Below are 22,788 nucleotides of genomic sequence, written 5' to 3' on the forward strand. Positions count from 1 at the left end.
ACATCCAAACCCGAAAGGCAACGCATGCGTTCCTTTACCTGCATAGACATCTCCCCTAAGGAGCTCGATGCCTTCAGCGCCCAGAGCCCTTGGGGCAATTTCCAGCAAAGCTCCGGCATGGGCCGCGTCCGCGAGAAGAACGGCATCGAGGTGAGCTGCCTCGGCTTCTACGAGGGCGACACGCTCGTTGCCGCCACGCAGCTCGAGCTCCACCGCGGACGCCTCTCCACCTTCGCCGAGGTGCACAACGGGCCGCTCGTCGACCTCGCAGACACCGAGCTCGCCGAGTTCGTCTTCGCCGAGCTCAAGGCCCGCGCCAAGGCCGCAGGGGCCGCGCAGCTCGAGATCACGCCCGACAACGTCTACCGCTACCGCGCCTCGGACGGCGCGCCCGTGGCCGCAGGCGAGCGCGCGGCAGGCGTCCCCGCGTGGGCGCGCGCGGGCGCCGACGACGCGGGCGTCGAGGAGCTCAAGCACATCGGCTTCGAGCACGACGGCTTCGTCCTCGGCTACCAGGCGGTGCCGCGCTGGCGCTACGTCAAGGACCTCACGGGCATCGCCGACGAGAAGGCGCTTCTTGCCACCTACGCCAAGAACACCAAGCGAAACGTCCGCATCGCGCAGGACAACGGCGTGCGCGTGGAGCGCATCGGCCGCGAGGACCTGCCGACGTTTCACGCCATCTGCCAGCTCAGCTGCGAGAAGCAGGGCTTCGAGAACCGCCCGCTCTCCTACTTCGAGTCGCTCTACGACGGCCTCGGCGACGCGGCTGAGTTCACCATCGCCTACTTCGACACGCAGGCGCACCTCAAGAGCTGGGAAGACAAGCGCGACGCGTTCCAGGCCGACATCGAGCACCTCGAGAAATCCCTCGAGACCGCCCGCACGCCCGAGAAGGTCGAGCGCAAGCTGAACGACATCCGCAAGAAGCACGAGGCCTCGCTCAAGCGCATCGAGACCGCCCGCGCCTACATCGAGGAGGGCGGCGACCTGATCCCGGCCGCCGCGGCGCTCTTCGTCTGGCACCCGCGCGAGTGCGTCTACCTCTTCTCGGGCAGCGACCCCAAGTACGCCAAGTTCTACGCCTCCACCGCCATCCAGCACCGCATGATGCTCGAGTGCCTGGAGCGCGGCGTCGAGCAGTACAACTTCTACGGCATCGACGGCGTCTTCGACGACCCGTCCGACCCCGGCCGCGGCCTGCTCGAGTTCAAACAGGGCTTCGGCGGCTACGTGCTCGAGATGATGGGCTCCTTCACCCTGCCGGTGAAGCCCCTCACGTACAAGGCCAAGCAGCTCGCCCACAAGGTCTTGGGCCGCTAACAAAAACGCGGGAAGGAGCGCACATGCACAGGCCGATCCTCGGAATCCTCGGCGGCGTCGGGCCGCTCGCCACCGCCTACTTCATGGAGTGCGTCATCCATAAGACCCCGGCCGAGCGCGACCAGGACAATATCCCCATGGTCGTGTTCAACGACCCCCAAATCCCTGACCGCACGGCCTATATCCTGGACCACAGCGAGCCGAACCCCCTGCCTGAGCTGGAAAAAGTCGTGGCATGGCTCGAGCACGCCGGCGCCGACTACATCGCCATCCCCTGCAACACGGCCCACTACTTCTACGACCCCATCGTCGAGGCGGCCAACGTCCCCGTGCTGAACATCATGAGGGAGACCGTGGCGCGCATCCTCAAGACCGCAGGCCCAAAGAGCTCGGTCGGGCTTCTTGCCACCTCGGGCACCGTGGAGTCGGGCGTTTTCCAGGACTACCTCAGCGAGGCGAGCCTGCGCGCGGTCGTGCCCACCAAGCGCGAGCAGGACGAGGTCGTCATGCCGCTCATCTACGACCACATCAAGAAGAACCTCCCCTACGACGCGACCGAGTTCCTCGAGGTCGCGCGGCGCCTGCACGAGGAGGAGGGCTGCGAGACCGTCATCGTGGGCTGCACCGAGCTCTCCGTCGTCTACCAGGACCTCGACGAGAAACCCGCGTACCTCGTGGACGCCATGGACGTGCTCGCCGACCGCTGCGTCGAGTTCTACCGCGAAAACAGCGCCAAATACGTGGAGGACCTGCCGGTCGTCGCGCTTCTCTAGCCGCGCAAGCTCCGCCCGCCTGCGGTTTGGGGACAGTCCCCTTTTTGCACACGCGTGGAGGCTGCGGACTCGTCGCCGAATCGTTGGGTGAACTGCTTGAAGCGGCGATTCATGTGCAAAAAGGGGACTGTCCCCAAACCGCAGGCACGCCCGCCGACTCGCCACCTGCAAAAAGGGGACTGTCCCCAAACCGCAGGCAGCCGGCTAAAACGCGGTGTCGGTGCGCTCCGGGTAGTAGCGCTTGAACTTGCGGACGTAGTTCTTCTCCATGAGAAGGCCCATGATGCGCGCCCGGAGGCTATCGCCCTTGTAGCGCACGGGGTTGTAAACCTCACCCGCGCGGGCCAGCGCGTCGTACTCGGCGAGCAGGTCGGCGTCGGCGATGTACTTGCGCACCATCGAGACAGGCGCGCGCGAGTAGATGGCCTCGCGAGAGGTGCGCAGCACCTTGGAGCCGCCATCCACGAAGTCGTCGACGAGGGCCTCCATCGGATTCAGGCCGCCCGCGCACGCGTAGTAGGAGTTCGCGCCGATGCGGGGGTTGAAGTCCATGAAGATCTCGCGGCCGGTCTTGGGGTCGCGCTTCATGTCGAAGTTCGCGAAGCCGCGCCAGCCCAGATCGGAGAGCATGTGCCCGACCTTCTCCCAAAGCTCCGGCAAAGGCCGCGTAATCATGGCCACCGGGTTGCCAAAGAGCGACGGCGCGTGATCCTCGAGCAGCACCTGGGCGCCCGCGAACATGGTCGGCTCGCCCTTCTGGTTGATGTAAACGGTCATCATGTCCACGTAGGTGTCATCGCCCTCGATGAGCTCCTGCACAAGGAAGTCGCCGGTAAAGCCCTCGGCACGCAGGTCTTGCCACAGCTGGTCGAGCTCGGCCTGCTCGTGGAGGAAATAGATCTTCTTGAAGCCCTTGGCGTAGAGCTTGTTGTACTCGGCGGAGCTCACCGCGGTCTTGGCGATGAGCGGGAACTCGATCCGCGTCGGCGGGATGGGGTCGGTGCCGGCGAGGTGCACGACCTCGGAGTGCGGCGCCTCGAGGCCGTACTCGCGACACATCTCGGCGAACTGGATCTTATCGGAGGCGCGCAGCATGACGTCGCGCGGGGCGATGGGCGAGATCACGTTGCCGGGCAGGCCCGGAAGCACGCGCTCGAGGCGCTCGACCACGGCGTCGGAGTTGGCCATGACGACGACGTGCTTGCCCGCGTTGGCGGCCGCTATCTGCTCCAGGGCGCCGCGCAGGTGGTCCTCGCTCATATCCGGGGCGTGGCGCACGTCGATGATGGAGCTGAGCTCGATGATGCGGATGGGCTCGGGCACTACGCAGGTGCACTTGACGCCAAAAGCCTCATTGAACTCGCGGGCCAGCGGGTAAGAGGACATGTCGCCGCCGAGGATGACCGGGACGATGTCGTTTCTCTTGGTTGCCATTGAGATGCTCCTTCGCGCGGCGCTCGGCCGCGACGGATCGATGTGGTTGCGCGACACGAGTATACGCCGCGGCTGCCCCAGGGCCTGCGCAGGCGCGGGGCGCGCCTCTCCCCTACTTGCCGCGACGGACGAGCCGGGCGAGCTTGGAGAAGATGCTGTCGAAGAACGGCGCGTCGGACATGTGCAGCAAGCTCGCGAGCCCGAAGCACGCGAGGATCGCCGGGATGCCCGCGGCGGCCGAGTACATGAGGCCGCGGGCCGCCCCGTAGCACATGCCGAATCGCGCCTCGAGGAGCTCCAGCAGCACAAAGCCCACAACGCTGCCGATCGCGCCGAACACGAACGAGCGGATGATGGGCGCCACAAGCTGGGAGGCGCCGATGCCACCCACGATCGCACGGATGCGAGCAAGGGCGAAGACGTCGATGATCCCGTAGAAGAGCACCGACGAGACGGGCACGACGAGCAGGCCGAAGACCGGCGTGAACCAGATGCAGACGACGACCTGCAAGATCGAGGCCACGACGCTCGCGAAGGCGTAGAAATTCATTCGCATCATGGACGAGCAGGCCTTCTGCAGATACGACGAGAGCGCGTAGAACGGCAGCGCGAGCGAGAGGGCCTGCAGATACTCGGCGGTCTGGCTCGCAGCCTCGGTATCGAACTGACCGCCGCCGAAGACGGCGATGAGGGCCGGCGCGAAGACGATGAGCAGCATGGAGCACGGGATGATGGTAAACAGGATCTTCTTCATGCCGTCGGCGAGGTAGTCGATGTAGGCCTGCTTATCGTCCGAGATCCAGCTCGCCGAGAGCTCGGTGAACATCGTGACCGAGATGGGGATGGCGAAGATGGAATACGGCAGCACGTACCAGACGCGGGCGTAATAGGAGATGGAGGCGCCGGCCGCGGTGACCGAGAGCGCGCAGCTCGAGGCGACGGCCGTGGTGGGCACCGACGCGAGGGTTGCCACGATGGTAGGCAGGCCGATGGTCACGGTGTCCTTGAGCGCGGGGTCGCGGAAGTTCACGCGCGGAGTGAGGTGCACGCCGTGGCGGGCAAGGGCGGGCATCTGGCAAAAGACCTGCACGGCGACGCCCAGGGGATTGCCGATGGCGAGAACCACGGCCGCCTCTCGCCACGCCACGCCGAGCTCCTGCGTGAGGTAGCCGTAGGCCACGAAGGAGCCGATGGTGATCACGTTGTTGAAGATGGGGGCGAGGTTGCTCCAGAAGTAGTCGCGCTCGGCGTTGAGGACACCCGAGATGATGGACGAGAGCGCGTAGAGCACGATCTCGCAGGCAAACCAGCGGAAGAACCACACCGCGAGGTCGGAGTCGAAGCCTTCGGTGGCGCCGGCCGACTGCGTCCAGATGATGGGCGCGGCGAAGATGAGGCTCACCACGGTGACGATGACCATGAGGCCGACCACGATGGAGAGCAGGTTGGAGGCGTAAGCGCTCGAGCCCTCGCGGCCGAGCTTCTTCTTTACCGAGAGGTAGACGGGCAGAAACGCCGTGATGAGCATGCCGCCGCAGACAAACTCGTAGAGCATGTTGGGCAGGTTGTTCGCCACGGTGTAGGCGCTGGCGAGACCGGCGGCGCCCAAGGCCCAGGCCTGGACAGACGTGCGCAGAAAGCCGGTGATGCGGCTGATGATGACGAGGATGCTCACCATGTTGGACGAGCGGCCGACCTGCTCCTTGACGACCTCCTCGCTGAGTTCGACCTCATCGCCCTCCGCAGGCGCCTGGGCGGCAATCGCGACGGCTTCGCCGACCGCCTCGAGGGCCGGGGTCGCGCCCTCCCCGGTATCGACGCGCGGGCCCGCGCCGGCAAGGTGCTTGGGCACGTAAAACGGCTTGGTACGGTCATCAGCCTGCATATCTGCGTCCACCTGCGCATCCCCAGACATGAAAAAAGCCCAACGGGCCAGTGTTCACGGTACACAACGGAGCAATAGTTTATCCCTCGGGTGCTCGCGCCCGAAGACGCCGGCGCGCGTTCCACGGATTCTGTATCTATGGCCGCGAGCCTCGCGGGGCGCCCGCGGGATAAGCTTCAAGGAGAGATTCAGGGCAGCGGAATCTCGAAGATATCTTATGGAAGGCCTGGCCGTCGCGCTATCATAATAGACCGTCTACGCATGTATTCATCAATTAGGCCCAGGCGCGAAAGCACGCGCCATTGAAGGAGAAAAATGCAGGGCAAACACATCACGCTCTCCTCCCGAGTCGCACTTGCCGCGGTTCTCGCCGGCACCCTGACCGTCCTCCCGCTCGCGGTCCCCGTGACCGCGCAGGCCGCGACCATCGAGGAGCTGCAGTCCCAGCTCAACAGCGCCATGGCACACCTGGACGAGCTCGAGGATGACGTCGCCGAGGCCGAGCGGGCGCTCGACGAGACCAACAACGCGCTCGACGAGACGATCTCCCAGATCTCCGAGCTCCAGGCCCAGATCAGCGACACCGAGGCCGACCTCGCCGTCGCCAAGCAGGAGCTTTCCGAGCACATCTCCACATCTTACAAAAGCGGCGGCGGCGCCACCCTGCTCGAGCTCGTCCTGAGCTCGCAGAACTTCGAGGACCTCGTCTCGCGCGTGTACTACGCCAACAGGGTCTCGGCCGCCAAGCAACAGAGCATCGAGACCGTCACGAACCTCGAGAACGAGCTCAACAGCGAGAAGTCCTCACTCGAGAAGCAGCAGCAGGAACAGCAGCAGCTCCTGGAGTCACAGACGGCCGAGGCGCAAGCGGCCAACGAGGCCGTCGCGCAGCAGTCAAGCTACGTCAACGGCCTCTCCACCGAGCTGCAGGCAGCCGTGAAGGCCGAGCAGGAGCGCATCGAGGCCGAGAAGCGCGCCGCCGCCGAGGCCGCGCAGAAGAAGGCCGATGAGGAGGCTGCCAGGGCCGCCGCACAAAAGACACAGGAGGAAGCCGCGGCGTCGAGCAATATGAACAGCAGCTCAAGCGGCTCCAGCTCCTCTTCGGCCAGCACGTACACCGGCGACTCCAGCTCCGCCCGCTCCGCCGCGGTCGCCGCCGCGCTGGCGCAGGTCGGCAAAGGCTACAGCTGGTCCGATTCCCCGAGCGCCGGCTTCAGCTGCAACGGCCTGTGCTGGTACGCGTGGGGCCAAGCCGGCGTCACCATTCCGCACGCGTCCGGCCACTACGCCTATGGCCAGTTCCAGTGGATGAAGGCTTCCGGCCGTTGGGTCAGCTCCGTCTCCCAGATGCAACCCGGCGATCTCGTCTTCTATTCCTACGACGGCGGCGCGTCGACCTTCCACGTGGCCATGTACATCGGCAACGGACAGGTCGTTCAGTCCAGCGACAGCACCGGCGTCTCCGTCGAGAGCGTCAATTGGTGCTCCGGCTTCTGCGGCGGCGGCTCGCCCATCTAAGCTCCTCGCCTACACCGGATTTGCAGCAAAGAAAAGCCCCGTTCACAGCGAACGGGGCTTATTTACGTGCGGTTTATTGCGACAGATGCGGCAGCTAGTGCCTGCGCGCGTCCAGCTCGCCCGCGAGCTCGTCGAGCGTAACGTCATAGCGCTCGAGCGCGACGAGCAGGTGGTAGATGAGGTCGCCCGCCTCGTAGCGGATGTGATCGTGGTCGTTGTCCTTGCAGGCCATGACGACCTCGGTCGCCTCCTCAGTGAGCTTCTTGAGCAGGCTGTCCGAGTTGCCCTGTAGGAGCTTGGCGGTATAGGACTCCTCCGGCGACACGTCGCGGCGACCGCGGATCACCGCGGCTAGGCCCTCGAGAGTCTCGCCGATGTTGCCGTCCTGAACGTTCTTGGTCCTCTCGCCCACGCGGGGCCTCCTTTTCTAAAGATGGTGGACAAAGGGACTGTCCCTTTGTCCGTTCTTATTTGATCTCGCGGAAGAAGCAGCTGCGGTGGCCGGTATGGCAGGCAGGGCCCGGGGAGTCGACGACGGCCACCAGCGTGTCGGCATCGCAGTCTACGAGCAGATGCTTGACCTGTTGCATGTTTCCGCTGGTAGCGCCCTTATTCCAGAGCTCTTGGCGGCTGCGGGACCAAAACCAGGTGGTGCCGGTCTTTATGGTGAGGGCAAGCGACTCCTCGTTCATCCACGCCACCATGAGCACCTCGCCGGTACCCTCTTGCTGCACGACGCACGGTACGAGGCCGGTGGCGTCGAACTTGACGCACGCGGCGTCGAGCGTCACGACCTCTGGGTTCTCGCCGGCATAGGAGTACGCCTCGGTGTTTGCAGACATGTGTCCTCCTTAGTCTTGCTCGGGAAGCCTGCCGACCTGCGGTCTCGCGAGCTTATGAGCGGCGACGAGCAAGACGACGCCCAGCACAACGAGCGGCAGGCTCAGGCACTGACCCATGGTGATGGGCCCGAAGAGGTAGCCGAGCTGCGCGTCCGGCACGCGAACGAACTCGATGAGGAAGCGGAAGATGCCGTACAGCATAAGGAACGTGCCCATAAAGGTCCCCTGCGGGCGCGCGGGCTTCTTGCGAGAAAGCGCCCAAAGCACGCAGAAGATAACAAGCCCCTCGAGCAACGCCTCATACAGCTGCGACGGGTGACGATACACACCCCCGCCGGACGGGAAGGCGACGGCCCACGGCAGGTCGCACTCCTTGCCCCAGAGCTCGCCGTTGACGAAGTTCGCGCAGCGGCCGAAGAAAAGCCCCCAAGTGGCGCCGATAACGCCCAAGTCGCAGATGGTGGGGATGCTGATGCGGTACTGCCGGCAGACGATGGACCCGCCGACCACGGCCCCGACGAGCCCGCCGTGGAAGCTCATGCCTCCGTCCCAGGTGGCGATGATCTCGACCGGGTGCTCGAGGTAGTAACCCGCGCCATAAAAGAGCACGTAACCGAGGCGCGCGCCGATGATAACGCCGAACGCAACGCCGATGACGATGCTCACGATGTCGTCAGCCGAAAGGTCGAGCTCCCAGCGGCGAGAAACGCGCCAGATGACGATGCCCGCCACAACGAACCCGGCAAGGTAAGCCAAGCCGTACCAGCGCACGGTGAGCGGCCCCAACGTGAAAGCGACAGGGTCGAGGGCCTGATAGATATCGTCGAGGAACAACGCGCTGCCTAGCCTAGAGAACGGCAGGCTGGACGCGCGTCACGCCGGGGACGTGCTCCTTGAGAATGCGCTCGATACCCTCGGACATGTCGAGGCTCGAGAGCGGGCAGCCGGCGCAGGCGCCCTGCATCTCGAGGGTGACGACGCCCTCGTCGTCGACGTCGATGAGCTCCACGTCGCCGCCGTCGGCCTGCAGGCTCTGGCGGATGATGTCGAGGGTCTCTTCAAGAAGCTGCTTATCGACAGCCATGTTAATGTCCTTTCGTCGAGAAATACGCGAAGTTCATATTACCCAATATGGCCCGTGACCACCCTAATAACATCGCCCTCAGCTGCTCCGAGCCGCCATCCGCGGGTTTCGGGGGCTGCAGTCGCGCGGCAGAGCACGGCCCATGCAGACGGTTTTAGGTTCGTCCAGTTTTTCGATGGTTAAATCGGAATTGGTGAGTATAGAGACCTGAATTCGATCGCATTTGCCCAGTTGGCGAATGGCCGCTACTCGGAGATTTGAATTTAACCATCGAAAAACTGAGCGAACGCCGTGGGGAGGGCCCGCGAGACGATGCCGCCTGCAGCTCACCCTACTTGATAGGGGCGTAGAGGTGACCGGAGGTGGCGCCCGCCTCACGCTCGGCGGGACGCTTGCCGACGCGGGCGGCGTCGAGGGCGGCCGCCACACGAGCGATGGCCTGCCGGGTCTCGGCCTCGTCGAGCAGCGTGCAGTCGGCCAAGAAGCGCGTGACGCCGGCGGCCAGAAGCTCGACCGACTCGGGCGTGGCATCGAGCACCTGGGCCGCCCAGATGCGGCTGCGGCCGTTGATATCGGTGCGCACAGGAAGCAGCTTCCCCTCGATGTTGCGCAGGCTGAGCCGACGCTTTCGCTGCGGGCAGCGCGCGCAGTCGTGGATGCACTTACCCATGACCTGCAGCACGCAGTGCTCAGAAGTCATGGCCCGCTCGCGGCCATAAACCATGAGGCCCACTGGCACAGACGAGCGCCGCGCCAGCTCGCAGATTTGCTCCAGCGTGAGCTCGTGCGAGAGCCAGAACCCCGCGGCGCCCGCAGCCTCCAAGGTCACAAGGCAGCTCTCGTTGTGCACGGGCACGCACGAGCGGATCTCCGGGGCCGCGCCGAGCTCGGCCGCCAGGGCAAGCTCGGACATATTGCCCACGGCGCAGGGCTTCCCGGCAACAACATGCTGGTCAAGGCGGTCGTGATCGGCCTCGCGGCAGACCCCGTCAAGCCAAGGAATCACGCCTTGTGGCCACTCACCCGCCGCGAGGTCGTCCACCGCAGCGTAGACGCGGGCGGCACCGGCGGCAAACGCCGCGCGGGCGCAAGCGGGATCGGTCACGAGCGCGCAGACACAAGTCTCTTCTATGCCAACGCTCCGCAGTTCAAGGCCATGATCTGCACGTTCAGCCTCGAGGTTCGCCGCAATCGCGTACTCGGACGGCGCCTTGGCCATGCCCTCCTCACGCGCGGCATAGCCAGCAAGAAGCGCCTCCTCCAGCGCGCGCACAGCCTCTGCGCGGACCTTGTGCACTGCCGAGAAACCCATGCCGCAGCCGTCGTCGAGCTCGACGTCGTAGCTCACCGGCTCGAAGGGACCTCCACCCATACGGCCGACATGGGCCACGAGGTCGTCCTCCCCCACCGGGCGTGTCTTTGCCTCCTCGACCACAAAGCCCTCCGCGCGGGCGGCCGCCTCGCCGTCGACGCACGCCAGCTCAACGACGAACGGCTGGCCCAGCCGGGCAACAACGCGCACGTAGACGGGCCTTTTTCTCTGCACGTCCGCCTTGGCCACACGCGCCGCGGCGGCAAGCGCCGCCTGCGAGCGGATCACGCGCACGATGGCGCCCGCCTCCATCACGCGCGGCGCCGTGGCGCATATGACCTCGCTCGCCTTCGAGTCGCGCTCGGCCGTCACAGTGAGAAACTGCGTGGGGTCGCTCACCGGGCGCACCTCGAGAAGGTCGCCCGCGCCCACGGGCTGTGTGAGGCGAATGGTCACCTCGGCGCGGGAGAAGCGCCTCATGCGCGTGCGCCCGCCGTTGCCGCCGCCGCGGCGCTCGACCAGGTCCTCCAACTTTCGGCCGGACACGACCTCGCCCACGACCTCGCCGCGGTTGTTGGAGCGCTCGTAGCTCATCATGCGGTTGTCGGAAAGACCGAGCAGGTAGGCATCGGTAAAGTCACGGTTGAAGGCACGCTTGAGCTGGCGATGCACCGCGCCACTCTCCTCGTCCGAGAGCGCACGTCCCGCAATGCTCGCGTCGATGGCGCGGCGATAGGCGCTCACCACCTGGTAGACGTAGTCGGGCGCCTTCATGCGGCCCTCGACCTTGAGCGACCCCACGCCCGCCAGAATCATCTCGTCGATGTGGTCGACCAGGCAGTAATCCTTGGGGCAAAGGGCGCGCGTGCCGCCGACTCCGCGCATCGTCTCGGCCATGCCGGCCGTGGCCACGTCGGGGATGGGCACCATGCGGCCCTCTTCGTCGATAAGCTCGTACGGCAGGCGACAGGGCTGGGCGCACAGGCCGCGATTGGCAGAACGGTCGCCCGCAAGCGAGCTCATCATGCAGACGCCCGAGTAGCAGAAGCAAAGCGCCCCGTGGCCAAAGCACTCGAGCTCCACGCCCTCGCGGGCGATCCGGCGAATCTCTGTCAGCGAGAGCTCGCGCGAGAGGGTCACACGGTCGGCCCCGCGCTCGCGGCACCACGCAACGCCGCGTGCGTCATGGATGTTCGCCTGCGTGGAGATGTGCGTCTCAATCTGCGGCCACAGGCGCCTGACCTCGGAGAACACGCCCCAATCCTGGATAATGAAGGCGTCTGCGCCGAACAGCCACGCCCGGCGGACCAGCCGCAAGAGTCGCGGCATCTCGTCTGTTGCCACGGCAACGTTGATGGTCACGTAGACGCGCGTGCCGGCAAGATGCGCCGACCGACACGCGGCGGCGAAGCCCTCGTCATCGAAGTTGTCGGCGCTGCGCCGGGCATTGAAGCTGCTGCCCAAGCCGCAATAGATGGCGTCTGCGCCCGCTGCCAGCGCGGCGTTGAAGGACTCGGGCCCGCCCGCCGGCGCCAAGAGCTCGATCACGTTCTTGTGGGCCATGACCCTCTCCTCTTCACGCCACCGTGCGGGCGTCGCACTCACAAATAGCGCTCCGGCGAAAACGGTCCGCCGGAGCGCTCATCGCTCAATAATTGCCGACTAGACCAGCTTGGCCCAGCGCTTCTTGCCGGACTGAATGATGGTGCCGGCGGCAAAGGGCACGGGGTCCACGTTGTAGCACTTGGGCGCCACAGCCTCGCCATTGACCTTCACGCCGCCGCCGTCAACCAGGCGACGGGCCTCGCCGGCGCTCGCGGCGATCTTGACGTCAACCAGCAACTTGCCCAGGTAGACCTTGCCCTCGTCGTTGACCTCGACGATGCTCGCCGGGAACTCGGCGATGTTGTCGGGGACCTTGTTCTCCTTGAACTGGGCGTCAAAGGCGGCCATGGCCTTCTCGCCTGCGCCCTGCCCGTGGTAGAGGTCCACGATGTTCACGCCCAGCTCGCGCTTGAGCTTATAGGGGTCGGCCGTGCCGTCGGCGAAGGCGGCATCGATGGCGTCGACCTCGTCAAGGTCCTTGGTGGAGCACAGGCGGTAGTACATCGGAACGATCTCGTCGGCGATGGACATGACCTTGCCGAACATGTCGGCCGGCTCGTCGGTGAGGCCGATGTAGTTGCCATAGCTCTTGGACATCTTCTTCTTGCCGTCGGTGCCCACCAGAAGCGGCATGGTGAGGGCGACCTGGGGCTCCATGCCCTCGGCGCGCATGAGGTCGCGGCCGGCAAGCAGGTTGAAGATCTGGTCGTTACCGCCCATCTCGAGGTCGGCCTTGATGACCACGGAGTCGTAGGCCTGAAGCACCGGATAGATGAACTCGTGCAGAGCGATGGACTTGCCCTCGGTGTAGCGGTTGTGGAAGTCCTCGCGCTCGAGGATGCGCGCCACGTTGAACTTGCTCATGAGGCCCAGCATTTGGCTAAGATTCAGCGGCTTGATCCAGTCGCCGTTGTAGACGACCTCGGTCTTAGCGGGGTCAAGAACCTTCATGGCCTGTTCGACGTAGGTCTTGGCGTTGGCCTCCACCTGCTCCTCGGTAAGCGGCGGACGGGTGGAGTCGCGGCCGGACGGGTCGCCGATAAGCGCGGTGCCGGAGCCGATGATCAGCGTGACCTTGTGGCCCAGGTCCTGGAACTGGCGCATCTTGCGCAGCGGGACAGCGTGGCCGAGGTGAAGGTCTGGGCTCGTGGGGTCAACGCCCAGCTTGATATTGAGCGGGGTGCCCTTCTCGAGCTTGGCCTTGAGCTCGTCCATCGGAACGATCTGCATGGTGCCGGAGGTGATGACCTTGAGCTGCTCGTCAACGGGAAGCATTTTCTGTCCTCCAAAGGGTTATTCTTCGATTTGAATCACAGCCTTATAGCATACCGCAGGCCGAATGACTACGCACTCCACAACAACACGACACCCGCGCATTCCCAAAGGTAGACAAAGCTAGCTGACCTCTATAATTGGATTTATGTGAATCGACTCCCTCAAGGAGGGTACATGGGTATTCGAACCCGCAGGGCTCATAAGCACTCCAGGACCCACATCGTCGGCTTCGGCCTCGCCGGCGCCGTCGGATTCGTCGCGCTGCTCATCGTCGCGGCCTGCCTCTCGATGGGCGGCGTCGTCTTCGGCTGGCTCGAGGACCTGCCCGACTACACCTCGGCCGACTCCTACGCGGTCGCCGAGCCCACGCGCATCTACGACGCCAGCGGCAACGAAATCGCGACCTATTACCTGCAGCAGCGCCGCTCGGTCGACCTCGACCAGGTCTCGCCGTACGTGCTCAAGGGCACCGTCGACACCGAGGACAAGCGCTTCTATCAGCACAGCGGCGTGGATCCCCAGGGCATCCTGCGCGCCGTCGTGGGCCAGATCACCGGCAAGAGCGGCCAGGGCGGCGGCTCCTCCATCACCCAGCAGCTGGTAAGAAACACCATCCTTTCGGACGAGCAGTTCGAGATGTCGCTCAAGCGCAAGGTCCGCGAGGCCTACATCGCCATCCAGATGGAGAAGATGTACACCAAAGACCAGATCCTCAACATGTACGTGAACACCATCTATTACGGCAACTCGGCCTACGGCATCGAGGCGGCCAGCATCACGTACTTCAACAAGCACGCCAGCGAGCTCACGCTTGCCGAGGCGGCCACGCTCGTCGGCCTGCCGAACTCCCCCACCATCTACGACCCCTTCAGGAACCCCGAGAACTGCGTCTCTCGCCGCAACCTCGTTCTCGACCGCATGCTCGAGGCGGGCGACATCACGCAAGAGGAGCACGACGCCGCGCAGGCCGAGGAGCTCGTGCTCAACCCCGGCGAGCTCACCGAGGCGAGCGGCTCCTACCCATTCTTCACCGACTACGTGCGCGAGCTACTCCTCGAGAACTTCTCGAGCGACACCATCATGCAGGGCGGCCTCAAGGTCTACACCACGCTCGACCCCGACTACCAGGCCGCGGCCGAGGCGGCCACCGATAAGTATGTGAGCGCCGCCGGCAACGACGACGTCAGTGCCGCCCTCGTCTGCATCGACAACTCCACGGGCTACATCAAGGCCATGGTCGGCGGCCAGCACTACGGCACCGACCTCGAGGGCGCGCAGGTCAACCTGGCCACGAGCAAGTTCCAGGCAGGCTCCTCGTTCAAGACGTTCACCCTGCTCGCGGCGCTCAATGAGGGCATGAGCCCGACGGTCATCCTCAACTGCAACTCGCCCATGAAGATCGGCAGCACCTGGAACGTCCAGAACATCGACAACCACCAGTACGGCTACATCACGCTCGACCGCGCCACGCAGGTCTCCTCCAACACCGGCTACGCGCAGCTCATCGACACCATCGGCGTCGACAAGCTCATCACCATGTGCAAGCTCGTGGGCATCGACTCCACCATCGACCCCTACGGCACGGCGACGCTCGGCACCTCGAGCGTCTCGCCGCTCGAGATGGCCGAGGGCTACTCGACCATCGCCAACAACGGCGAGCACCGCGACACCGTGGCCATCGTCAAGATCGAGAACCGCAACGGCAGCGTGATCTACAAGCACGAGGATGCGCCCGAGCAGGTCGTCGACTCTGCCGTGGCCCAGGACACCCGCGAGGTCCTCGAAAACGTAGTGAGCTACGGCACCGGCTCCACGGTGCTCAGCATGCTCAACATCAACCAGCCCGTCGGCGGCAAGACCGGCACCACCGAGTCCTACGACAACCTCTGGTTCTGCGGCTTCTCTCCCCAGGTCACCACGGTCGTGCGCTTCGGCCGCCGCGACGGCACGAACAAGACCGCCTACTACCAGGGCAGCCACGCCACGACCTCCAACACCGCGCAGCCCATCTGGGCCACCTTCATGAACTCCATCCTCGCCGGCAAGAAGCGCGAGGAGTTCCCCGAGGCCGACCACACCGCGAGCTACAAGTCCAACAGCTCCTGGACCTTCGCCGAGACGAGCTCCTCTTACAACAACGGCTACTACAGCTCAAGCAGCTACTCGAACAGCAACTACTCGAACAGCAATTCCGACAACGGGGACTATAGCGAGTAAGACGTAGGCTGGATCGCGACCAAAGCACAGAGAAACGCGAGGCGCGGGCTTCACGGGGCCCGCGCTTTTCTTGTGAAGAAAGGCCGCTCCCCAACCTGCAAGCGCTCACTCGCGGATTGGCGCCGGCTGTGCGAAACGTCCTCGGGGGCCCGTGCTTTATCATTGGTAAGGTTAATGAGGTTTAAACGGAGGAACCACATGGCATATAGTACCCCCGATTCCCGACGCCGCTCCGGCGGCTCCTCCCGCTCGTCGAACGACTCGTCGAACGGCTCGTTTTACGGCAGCGGGCGGCCCCCGGAGCGCGTGACGCTCGGCGGCTCTTACCACGGCCCGCGCGGCACGCAATCGCGAGGCAACGGTCGCGGGGGGCTGAGGGGCGCGGGCGGCGTCAAGCTCACCGGCGGAAAAGGCAACAGCGGCTACCCGCTGCGCACCCGAAGCATCAATTTCCAGGGCGGGCGCGGGCGGCGCATGGCGGACCGCAGGGCACTGACCCTTGCCGCGCTCGGCGTCGTTTTGGCCATCCTGCTCGTCGTCGGGGTCACTTCTTGCGTGAGCAGCTGCAACGCGAAGCGCGAAGAGACGCAACAGCAGCAGGAAGCCCAGCAGAGCGAGCAGCCTCCCCGCGTCGCCGCCGGCATCTCCGACGACCTCACGAGCCGCCTCGAGTCCGCTCTCGACCGTAACGACAAGCTCGCGCAAATCGCACAGAACGCCGATAAGTACGCCGACACCCTCTTGGTCGAACTCGCGCTCGCCCACCCCGAGGCCATCGATTTCGTTGCTTCTTACCCCGACGCCGAGAAGACCGGCCAGGCCTTCGGCAGCAGCGTGACGAAGGGCAAGGCGCCCGAGCTCTACTGTTGGGATGCGCGCTGGGGAGCCGTCGACTACGGTGGGCACGCGCTGGCGGTTTCCGGCTCCGGCCCCGTCGCCTTCTCGATGGCTTATATGGGGCTTACCGGCAAGAACGACAAGACTCCGGCGGACATCGCAGCCTTGGCCACCGAGGCAAACGCCGCGACCGGCGAGTCCGGCACCGCCGCGACCTTCTTTACGTCCGCGGCGTCCGGGCTTGGCCTTACTGTCGAGTCCTACGAGTCGAACGCAGTGGACCTCAACGCGGTGCTGGATTACGGGACCTACCTGCTCATCGAGGCCAAGGCGGACACTCTCTCCGAGGACGCGCACTGGATTCTTGTCGTGTCGGAGAACTCGGACGGCACCGTGGGCATCTACGACCCCACCGACCCCCAGGCCTCCGAGCGCCCTTGGTCCTCCTTCACCATCGCCTCGGCCTGCGACACCTTCTATGCTGTGAGCGCCCAGAGCAGCGATTCGGATAGTTCCGACTAGCCCGTCCAACGTTCCAACGACGCGGCGCCGGCTCTGCCGATCACCACCGGAAGGCCGCAGTCGTTCGCAAAGAAAATGGGCGGGGTTGGTCCGTTTTCAAAGAAAGCGCCTCCGAAAAGCATTCAAAAGCGGAGTCTGCCGCTCAAAAACGCGCCGCCGGTTACTCCCGACGGCGCGCCTGCGCTCAAAATCGGCTGGTTGCCTTACGAGAGGATGGCCTTAGCGGCCTCGCCGAGCTTGTCGCGTACGGCCTCGGACTCCTCGCGGGTGGCGCCCACGGAGAAGAGGTAAGCCTTGACCTTGGGCTCGGTGCCGGAGGGACGGAAGATGACCTTGTTGTTGCCCTCGAGGCGGTACTCGATGACGTTGGCCGGCGGCAGCACCTGCGCGGCCTCCTTCTGCAGGCCGGATACGCGCGGCATCTCGGGGCCGGTGGCGTAGTCGGTCACGCCCTCGACCTTGTAGCCGGCGATCTCGGCCAGCGGCTGCTTACGCAGGCCGTCCATGATCTGGGCCATCTTCTCGGCGCCGGAGGCACCCGGGAAGGAGGCGTTGATAGTGCCGTTGAGGTAGTAGCCGTACTTCTGGTACAGCGCGTCCATGGCCTCGTAGAGGTCCATGCCCTTAGAGGCGTAGTAGGAGGCCATCTCGACGCAGAGCATGGTGGCCACGATGGCGTCCTTGTCGCGGGCGTGGGTGCCCACCAGGTAGCCATAGGACTCCTCGAAGCCCATGAGGTAGCGATCCTCCTCGCCGGCGTCCTTGAGCTGGTCGATCTGGTCGCCGATGTACTTGAAGCCGGTGAGAACGCGGCGCATCTCGAAGCCCTTGTCCTTGGCGATGGCGTCGGGCATAGAGGACGAGACGATGGTGGATACGGCAACCTTGGACGCAACGTCCTCGCCGTTCTCGGCGGCCATGTTGGCCAGCCAGTCCATCATCAGAACGCCCATCTCGTTGCCGGAGAGAAGCACGTAGTCGCCGTCGTGCGGGATGGCGGTGCCCATACGGTCTGCATCGGGGTCGGTGGCCACGACCAAGTTGGGCTTAACCTCCTCGGCGAGCTTGAGGGCAAGGTCAAGCGCCTCGCGGAACTCGGGGTTCGGGTAGTTGCACGTGGGGAAGTTGCCGTCGGGCTCGGCCTGCTCGGGAACGACGGAGACGTCCTCGACGCCGATCTCCTTGAGGATGCGGGTCACGCACTCCATGCCGGTGCCGTTCAAGGGCGTGTAGACCACGGAGTAGCCGTCGGAGGCCTTGAAGCCGGGGACGGAGACCTTCTTGATGTTCTCGATGAAGCCGTCAAGGACGGACTCGGGGGTCCACTCCACAAGGCCTTTCTCCAGCGCCTCGTCAAAGTCCATGGCGCCGGCGTAGGCCTCAAACGGGTCTGCCTTGGCGATGTTCGCGGAAATCTCGGCCGCGGCCTCGTCGGTGATCTGGCCACCGTTGTCGTTGTAGACCTTGTAGCCGTTGTAGGCGGCCGGGTTGTGGGAGGCGGTCAGCACGATACCGGCCGAGGTGCCCAGCTCGCGCACGGCAAAGGACAGCGTGGGGACGGGCTCGATGCGCGGGTAGACGTAGACGTGGATGCCGTTAGCGGCAAGGATGCCGGCGGCGACCTTCTGGAAGTCCTCGCCCTTGAGGCGAGAGTCGCGGGCCAGCGCCAGCGTGGGCTTGTCGTAGTGGGCGTTGAGGTAATCGGCGACGCCCTGGGTGGCCTGGGCGACGACGTAGACGTTCATGCGGTTGGTGCCGACGCCGAGCGTGCCGCGCAGGCCGGCGGTGCCAAAGGCAAGGCTGCGATAGAAGGCGTCGTAGAGCTTGTCGCCGTCCTCGGCAACGAGGGCGGAAAGCTCCTCGGCGAGGTCGGCCTCGTGCACGTTGTCCTGCCAAACCTTGACGGTCTGCTCGATGGACTGGTCCATGTAATGCTCCCCCACTTCTCGTAAAGACGCAGGCGGCGCCCGCGCCGAATTTCGATAGATGAGGTTCATTTTAGTTACCCCGCGGAAATCGGCCGCGAAAAGCCCGGGCTTATCCGCGAACGGTCGAAGCCCGGGCAGGAAACGCGCGATGTTCTGGGTTGTGAGCAGAGCCGCGAGGCTCCTTACAGGCCCTCAGGGCGCTCGGGCGCCGCGTCGAGCGCAGCCGCGGGCTCACCTGTCGCCCAGCCGCCGGACTCGCTGATCTCGGGCCAGGTCTTCGCGACCTCCCCCGCGCGGTCCTTCCTGAGCAGGTAGAGCGACACCGCGATGTCGAGCGCGCCCACAAGCAGCGTGACGGCGAGGGCGATGGCGCTGAAGCCGGTGTCCACCATGGCCGGCGACGCGCCGCCGTTGACGAGCCAGGTGTCGAGCGAGGCGAAGACATCGTTCAGGCCATGGATAAGCGCGATGGACCACAGGTTGCCGCCGCGGAAATAGATGACGCCGTAGAGGATGCCGCCTGTGAAGCACAGGATGACCTGGCTGACGGTGTCCCAGAAGGGCGCGTCGATGGCGTTGGTGATGTGCATGAGGCCAAAGATGAGGCCGGAGGCGACGGCGGCCCTGAGCGCACCGTCGCGCGTCGTTCCGAAGTGCTCGAGGAACGTCTCGCCGATAAGGGCGCGCGCCTCGATCTCCTCGGTGACGCCCACGGCGAGCATCGAGAGCACGCAGACCGCGGAGGCCGGGGCGAGGTTGATCGAGAAGGCGCCGGCGCTCATGAGCTCGACGATCTCCTCGCATGCGACGAACGCGAAGAACACGAAGCAGTAGCCGCCGATGGCCAGGCCGGGCACAAAGCCCCGGCCCTTCTTGGTGAGCAGGCACCCCCGGCCGGCGCCCCTGAGCACGGCGCACAGGACGAGGCCGGCCGCGATCTCGCCGAAGAGCGTGCTCGCGGACTCGACGATGGGCTCGTTGCCGAAGGCGACCGTGAAGACCATCGTGGCCACCAGCGACGCCAACTGCATGGTGAAGCCGAAGATGAGGAATATGACCACCGCATAGAGGAACGGGTGGGTGACGCGCAGTTTGGACATGACGCAGACTCCTTTCATTGCGCGGGCTAGCCGCGGCGGACGATATAGGCGTGGTGGATCTTCTGGTTGCGCTTGAAGTCCTCGGGGATGGTGCTCGCCGTGATGTCCTCGAGCACGACGCCTGCCTTGGCGAGCGCCTCCTCGTCGGGCTTGAAGTTGCGCAGGTTGCACGAGAAGATGGCGCAGCCGTTACGGGTGAGCACGCGGGAGACGCCGATGATGAGCTCGGTGTGGTCGCGCTGCACGTCCCAGCTGGACTTCTTCATGCGCTGGGAGTTGGAGAAAGTGGGGACGTCGCAGAAGACGAGGTCCCAGCGGTTCTTTGTGTGGCGTTGCTCCTGCACCCACTGGATGACGTCGGCCTGGACGAACTCGTGCTCGGCGCCGGTAAAGCCGTTGCGAGCCATGTTGCGGCGGGCCCAGTCGAGGCTCGGGCGCGAGAGGTCGACGGTCGTCGTGTGCTTGGCGCCGCCGTCGGCCGCGTAGCAGGTCGCGGTGCCCGTGTAAGCGAAAAGGTTGAGGAAGCGCTTGGAGCCCAGGGTCTTCTTCATCATCTCGCGGACCTCGGCGCGGGTGTCGCGGTGGTCGAGGAAGATGCCGCAGTCGAGGCGCGCGGAGAAGTTGACCTCGAAGGTGAGGCCGCCCTCGTCGATGAGATGGGCGCCGGCTGGCAGGTCGGTGAGGCTGGGCTTGCGGCGGTTGCGCTGGTCGGCGCGCTGGCCGCGGATGCGAGAAAACTCGCCTTTGACCTGCGCTTCATTTGACGCGGCGCTACCCTCATCGGAGTACTGCGAGCCGCCGCGGGCGCGGGTGCGCACGCGCAGGTTGACGTTTGCCGGGTCCACGCCCATGACGCGCGGGGCGATGGCGAGCACGTCCATGAGCCGGCGGCGCGCGAGGTCGGGGTCGACCTCCTTGGGCGCGGCGTACTCGGAGACCTGCAGCCAGCGGCCGCGGCCGTCCACACCCTGGTAGAGCTCGATGGCGACGGCGTAGTCGGGCAGGTCGGCGTCGTAGACGCGGTAGCAGCTCACGTCCTCGCGCCGGGCCCACTTGGCGCGGAGCTTGGCCACCTTGGCGAGACGCGCGGCGAACTGATCGGAGGCGGGCACGAGGACGGAGGCCTTCTCGCCGCCGGCAAGGGCAACGCAGGTCGGCTCGGGCGCCGGCTCGCCCTCTACGGCGTCGAAGCAGCGCACGTAGGCGGGCTCGCGGCCGGAGATGACGTCGAAGACGGCGTCGGGGTCGCGCTTGAGCGCGGCGTCGCAGGACGAGTCGCGCACGAGGGCGGCCACGTTTTGGCCCGCCGCGGCCGAGAGCGTCGTGAGGGCCGCGGCCTCGCTCGCGAGCTCATCGGCGCCGATCCACGAGAGGTCGCAGGTCACAAGGGCGTCGTCGCCGGCCGCGCGGGCGGCGTCGAGCGCTTCGGCCGCGGGCACGAAGGTGAGCTCGCAGTCGAGCCCGGCCGCGCGCAGGGCTCCGCGACAGGCGGCCTCGGCGCCCGCGCGCGTGTCGGCCGCGTAGAGCGCGAGCTTGTTGGCGGCGCCGGCGTCGGCGCGGCGGTCTGCCTCCTCGAGCAGCTCGTCCCAGGCGTCCGCGTCGTGGCCAGCCCAGCCCTCGAAGCCCCAGCGGGCGCGGAGAAGGCCCGGCGCGCGGTCGAGCGCCTCGCCGGCGGCCTCCACGAGCACAGCGCCTTGCCCTGCCCAAAGGGCGCAGAGCACGGGCGCGCCGTGACGCACGTTTCGGTACCAGCGGCCGGCCGCGAGCACCATGGCCGCGTAGTCGGCGCGCAGCGGCGCCACCTTGCGGGCGGCGCGCGAATCGTAGCCGCGGTGGAAGAGCGGCTCGCCCGTGAGGTCGATGGAAATGGTCGCGCGGTCGCGCTGCAGGCGCACGTCGATGGTCACGTCGGGCGCGTCGGTGTTCACCACGGGGCGCATGCCGCGCGCCGAGAAGAGCTGGTCGGAGATGGCGTCCTTGGAGCGCAGGGCCACGAACTGGGTGTTTCTCAGGTTGTCGTTCGTGCCGTGGGAGTCGATGACGAAGGTCGCGCCCTCGGCGAGGTGCTCCGACCAGTCGACGGACCGCACGCCCTCATAGAGCGCGTCGGCGTCGCGGGCGCTCACGCGCGCGAGCACGAGCAGGATGCGCGAGGCCAGACGACTCCAAAGGCAGGCGCGGTAAGCATCGGCGAGCTCGCCTCCGAACGCGACCTGGCCGCGCAACTGGCGGACCTGCGGCGCACCAAGCGACGCCAGCTCCTCGGCCAGCAGCTTCTCGAACCCCTTAGGGCACGTAGCGACGAACTCCATAGCGGGACACCTTTCGCCCGTAGACGCAACAACCAACTACCCCAGCTTAGCGTCGACAGCGCAGCGGCCTCGCCCATATGCGAAAAGTGCGGCAGAACCACAAGACCCGCCCGCAGTTCCATCTCACGTCGTTCGGGGCGCCATCGATGCCGAATGATACATCCGCAGTAAATTTATTGTTGTTCTTGCGCATAGAAGGATCGGGTGCCCGCCATCACGTCTTTAGCTGATTTCAACCGCAACCAAAGCGCCGTGATCTCGCGCCTCAAAGAGACGGCGGAGCCGCTCTATCTCACGCGCAACGGAAAGAGCGCCGTCGTCGTGATGGACGCGGAGGCCATTGACCGGGCAATATCGCGCCGACAGCAGGAGCACGAGCGCGAAATGGATGTCTATCGGGGCCTTCTTGCCGGATACCAAGAAGCGCAGGAAGGCAAAGTGTTCGAGACGGGCGACGTTTTTGTCTGAATCCGCGCCGCCAAGGGCTGGAACGCGTGATGTTCAGGATTGAGTACACCGATTCCGCCGAGTCGTTTCTGCTCGAGAACGTCAATCGTGAAGCGACGATGGCGCGCATCGAGCAATCCGTGGCGATGCTGGCCGAGTTCCCCTTCGCGGGGCCTGAGCACCTGCCGGACTACCCTGCGGCCACTCCCCCGTTTCCCTGCAGGTACCTGCCGCTTTCCGGCGCGCCGTTCACCCTTTACCACATGGTGGACGAGCCCAAGTCGCTCGTGCAGCTCATCAACATAGAGTGGACCGCCGGAGACCCGAGAAGCCACTTCCGGCCGCGTTAGCCGCCCGGGCCCGCCAACCGCCGC

Annotated in this window: 18 protein-coding genes; 7 read left to right on the plus strand and 11 right to left on the minus strand. The window is 65.6% G+C overall.

Annotated elements, in window-relative coordinates; genetic code table 11:
- The first annotated feature begins 24 nt into the window (after nt 1-24).
- Together U5709_RS05965 and U5709_RS05970 are read left to right on the plus strand one after the other, a co-directional pair.
- Nucleotides 25-1,323, plus strand: coding sequence for an aminoacyltransferase (locus U5709_RS05965; protein ID WP_321971132.1), 1,299 nt, complete (start codon nt 25-27; stop codon nt 1,321-1,323).
- 23 nt (nt 1,324-1,346) lie between these two features.
- Nucleotides 1,347-2,096, plus strand: a complete 750-nt coding sequence (locus U5709_RS05970) for an aspartate/glutamate racemase family protein (RefSeq protein WP_321972998.1) — start codon at nt 1,347-1,349, stop codon at nt 2,094-2,096.
- A 204-nt stretch (nt 2,097-2,300) separates the two neighbouring features.
- On the opposite strand, the gene U5709_RS05975 is transcribed toward U5709_RS05970, so the two are convergent.
- Nucleotides 2,301-3,530, minus strand: coding sequence for an ATP-grasp domain-containing protein (locus tag U5709_RS05975; protein ID WP_321972999.1), 1,230 nt, complete (start codon nt 3,528-3,530; stop codon nt 2,301-2,303).
- A gap of 112 nt (nt 3,531-3,642) precedes the next feature.
- Nucleotides 3,643-5,415 (minus strand): murein biosynthesis integral membrane protein MurJ, encoded by a 1,773-nt coding sequence (gene murJ, locus U5709_RS05980; RefSeq protein ID WP_321971135.1) that lies wholly within the window; start codon nt 5,413-5,415, stop codon nt 3,643-3,645.
- 315 nt (nt 5,416-5,730) lie between these two features.
- On the opposite strand from murJ, the gene U5709_RS05985 reads away from it, so the two are divergent.
- Nucleotides 5,731-6,933, plus strand: a complete 1,203-nt coding sequence (locus U5709_RS05985) for a coiled-coil domain-containing protein (protein WP_321971136.1) — start codon at nt 5,731-5,733, stop codon at nt 6,931-6,933.
- A 94-nt stretch (nt 6,934-7,027) separates the two neighbouring features.
- On the opposite strand, the gene hisE is transcribed toward U5709_RS05985, so the two are convergent.
- The 6 genes from hisE to tyrS form a co-directional block, all read right to left on the minus strand.
- Complete coding sequence (hisE, locus tag U5709_RS05990; protein WP_321971137.1) at nt 7,028-7,345, minus strand: phosphoribosyl-ATP diphosphatase; 318 nt, start codon at nt 7,343-7,345, stop codon at nt 7,028-7,030.
- A gap of 55 nt (nt 7,346-7,400) precedes the next feature.
- Complete coding sequence (gene hisI / locus U5709_RS05995) at nt 7,401-7,775, minus strand: phosphoribosyl-AMP cyclohydrolase (protein ID WP_321971138.1); 375 nt, start codon at nt 7,773-7,775, stop codon at nt 7,401-7,403.
- Between the two features lie 9 nt (nt 7,776-7,784).
- Nucleotides 7,785-8,609 carry a prolipoprotein diacylglyceryl transferase gene (gene lgt / locus U5709_RS06000; RefSeq protein WP_321971139.1) on the minus strand — a complete coding sequence of 275 codons (825 nt, stop codon included), beginning with the start codon at nt 8,607-8,609 and terminating at the stop codon, nt 7,785-7,787.
- A 13-nt stretch (nt 8,610-8,622) separates the two neighbouring features.
- On the minus strand, nt 8,623-8,859 hold the full coding sequence (locus tag U5709_RS06005) for a NifU family protein (RefSeq protein WP_321971140.1): 237 nt from the start codon (nt 8,857-8,859) through the stop codon (nt 8,623-8,625).
- Between the two features lie 331 nt (nt 8,860-9,190).
- Complete coding sequence (locus tag U5709_RS06010; RefSeq protein WP_321973000.1) at nt 9,191-11,734, minus strand: U32 family peptidase; 2,544 nt, start codon at nt 11,732-11,734, stop codon at nt 9,191-9,193.
- A 99-nt stretch (nt 11,735-11,833) separates the two neighbouring features.
- Nucleotides 11,834-13,051 (minus strand): tyrosine--tRNA ligase, encoded by a 1,218-nt coding sequence (gene tyrS / locus U5709_RS06015; protein WP_321971142.1) that lies wholly within the window; start codon nt 13,049-13,051, stop codon nt 11,834-11,836.
- A gap of 174 nt (nt 13,052-13,225) precedes the next feature.
- Between tyrS and U5709_RS06020 the strand changes: the two genes are divergently transcribed.
- Together U5709_RS06020 and U5709_RS06025 are read left to right on the plus strand one after the other, a co-directional pair.
- The gene (locus U5709_RS06020; protein WP_321973001.1) at nt 13,226-15,268 is read left to right on the plus strand and encodes a PBP1A family penicillin-binding protein; all 2,043 of its coding nucleotides are present in this window, start codon (nt 13,226-13,228) and stop codon (nt 15,266-15,268) included.
- Nucleotides 15,269-15,466: 198 nt separating this feature from the next.
- A complete protein-coding gene (locus U5709_RS06025) occupies nt 15,467-16,627 on the plus strand; it encodes a hypothetical protein (protein ID WP_321971144.1) in 1,161 nt (386 codons plus the stop codon).
- A 203-nt stretch (nt 16,628-16,830) separates the two neighbouring features.
- Here U5709_RS06025 and U5709_RS06030 read toward each other — a convergent pair whose 3' ends face one another.
- From U5709_RS06030 to rlmKL, 3 genes are all read right to left on the minus strand, one after another.
- On the minus strand, nt 16,831-18,555 hold the full coding sequence (locus U5709_RS06030; RefSeq protein WP_321971145.1) for a phospho-sugar mutase: 1,725 nt from the start codon (nt 18,553-18,555) through the stop codon (nt 16,831-16,833).
- Between the two features lie 182 nt (nt 18,556-18,737).
- On the minus strand, nt 18,738-19,655 hold the full coding sequence (locus U5709_RS06035; protein WP_321971146.1) for a CPBP family intramembrane glutamic endopeptidase: 918 nt from the start codon (nt 19,653-19,655) through the stop codon (nt 18,738-18,740).
- A 26-nt stretch (nt 19,656-19,681) separates the two neighbouring features.
- Nucleotides 19,682-21,967, minus strand: coding sequence for a bifunctional 23S rRNA (guanine(2069)-N(7))-methyltransferase RlmK/23S rRNA (guanine(2445)-N(2))-methyltransferase RlmL (rlmKL, locus tag U5709_RS06040; RefSeq protein ID WP_321971147.1), 2,286 nt, complete (start codon nt 21,965-21,967; stop codon nt 19,682-19,684).
- A gap of 204 nt (nt 21,968-22,171) precedes the next feature.
- On the opposite strand from rlmKL, the gene U5709_RS06045 reads away from it, so the two are divergent.
- The gene (locus tag U5709_RS06045) at nt 22,172-22,435 is read left to right on the plus strand and encodes a type II toxin-antitoxin system Phd/YefM family antitoxin (RefSeq protein WP_321973002.1); all 264 of its coding nucleotides are present in this window, start codon (nt 22,172-22,174) and stop codon (nt 22,433-22,435) included.
- 26 nt (nt 22,436-22,461) lie between these two features.
- Nucleotides 22,462-22,764 carry a hypothetical protein gene (locus U5709_RS06050; RefSeq protein WP_321971149.1) on the plus strand — a complete coding sequence of 101 codons (303 nt, stop codon included), beginning with the start codon at nt 22,462-22,464 and terminating at the stop codon, nt 22,762-22,764.
- The last annotated feature ends 24 nt before the right edge of the window (nt 22,765-22,788 follow it).

It is taken from the genome of Paratractidigestivibacter sp. (assembly GCF_963660155.1).
GTDB lineage: Bacteria > Actinomycetota > Coriobacteriia > Coriobacteriales > Atopobiaceae > Paratractidigestivibacter.

Coding starts and splice junctions, on each gene's coding strand:
- tyrS (WP_321971142.1), bottom strand. CDS start 13,051: ATGCTTCCCGTTGACGAGCAGCTCAAGGTCATCACCTCCGGCACCATG.
- U5709_RS05965 (WP_321971132.1), top strand. CDS start 25: ATGCGTTCCTTTACCTGCATAGACATCTCCCCTAAGGAGCTCGATGCC.
- U5709_RS06035 (WP_321971146.1), bottom strand. CDS start 19,655: ATGTCCAAACTGCGCGTCACCCACCCGTTCCTCTATGCGGTGGTCATA.
- U5709_RS05975 (WP_321972999.1), bottom strand. CDS start 3,530: ATGGCAACCAAGAGAAACGACATCGTCCCGGTCATCCTCGGCGGCGAC.
- murJ (WP_321971135.1), bottom strand. CDS start 5,415: ATGCAGGCTGATGACCGTACCAAGCCGTTTTACGTGCCCAAGCACCTT.
- U5709_RS06020 (WP_321973001.1), top strand. CDS start 13,226: ATGGGTATTCGAACCCGCAGGGCTCATAAGCACTCCAGGACCCACATC.
- U5709_RS06010 (WP_321973000.1), bottom strand. CDS start 11,734: ATGGCCCACAAGAACGTGATCGAGCTCTTGGCGCCGGCGGGCGGGCCC.
- U5709_RS05970 (WP_321972998.1), top strand. CDS start 1,347: ATGCACAGGCCGATCCTCGGAATCCTCGGCGGCGTCGGGCCGCTCGCC.
- rlmKL (WP_321971147.1), bottom strand. CDS start 21,967: ATGGAGTTCGTCGCTACGTGCCCTAAGGGGTTCGAGAAGCTGCTGGCC.
- U5709_RS06030 (WP_321971145.1), bottom strand. CDS start 18,555: ATGGACCAGTCCATCGAGCAGACCGTCAAGGTTTGGCAGGACAACGTG.
- hisI (WP_321971138.1), bottom strand. CDS start 7,775: ATGTCTGCAAACACCGAGGCGTACTCCTATGCCGGCGAGAACCCAGAG.
- U5709_RS06025 (WP_321971144.1), top strand. CDS start 15,467: ATGGCATATAGTACCCCCGATTCCCGACGCCGCTCCGGCGGCTCCTCC.
- U5709_RS06005 (WP_321971140.1), bottom strand. CDS start 8,859: ATGGCTGTCGATAAGCAGCTTCTTGAAGAGACCCTCGACATCATCCGC.
- U5709_RS05985 (WP_321971136.1), top strand. CDS start 5,731: ATGCAGGGCAAACACATCACGCTCTCCTCCCGAGTCGCACTTGCCGCG.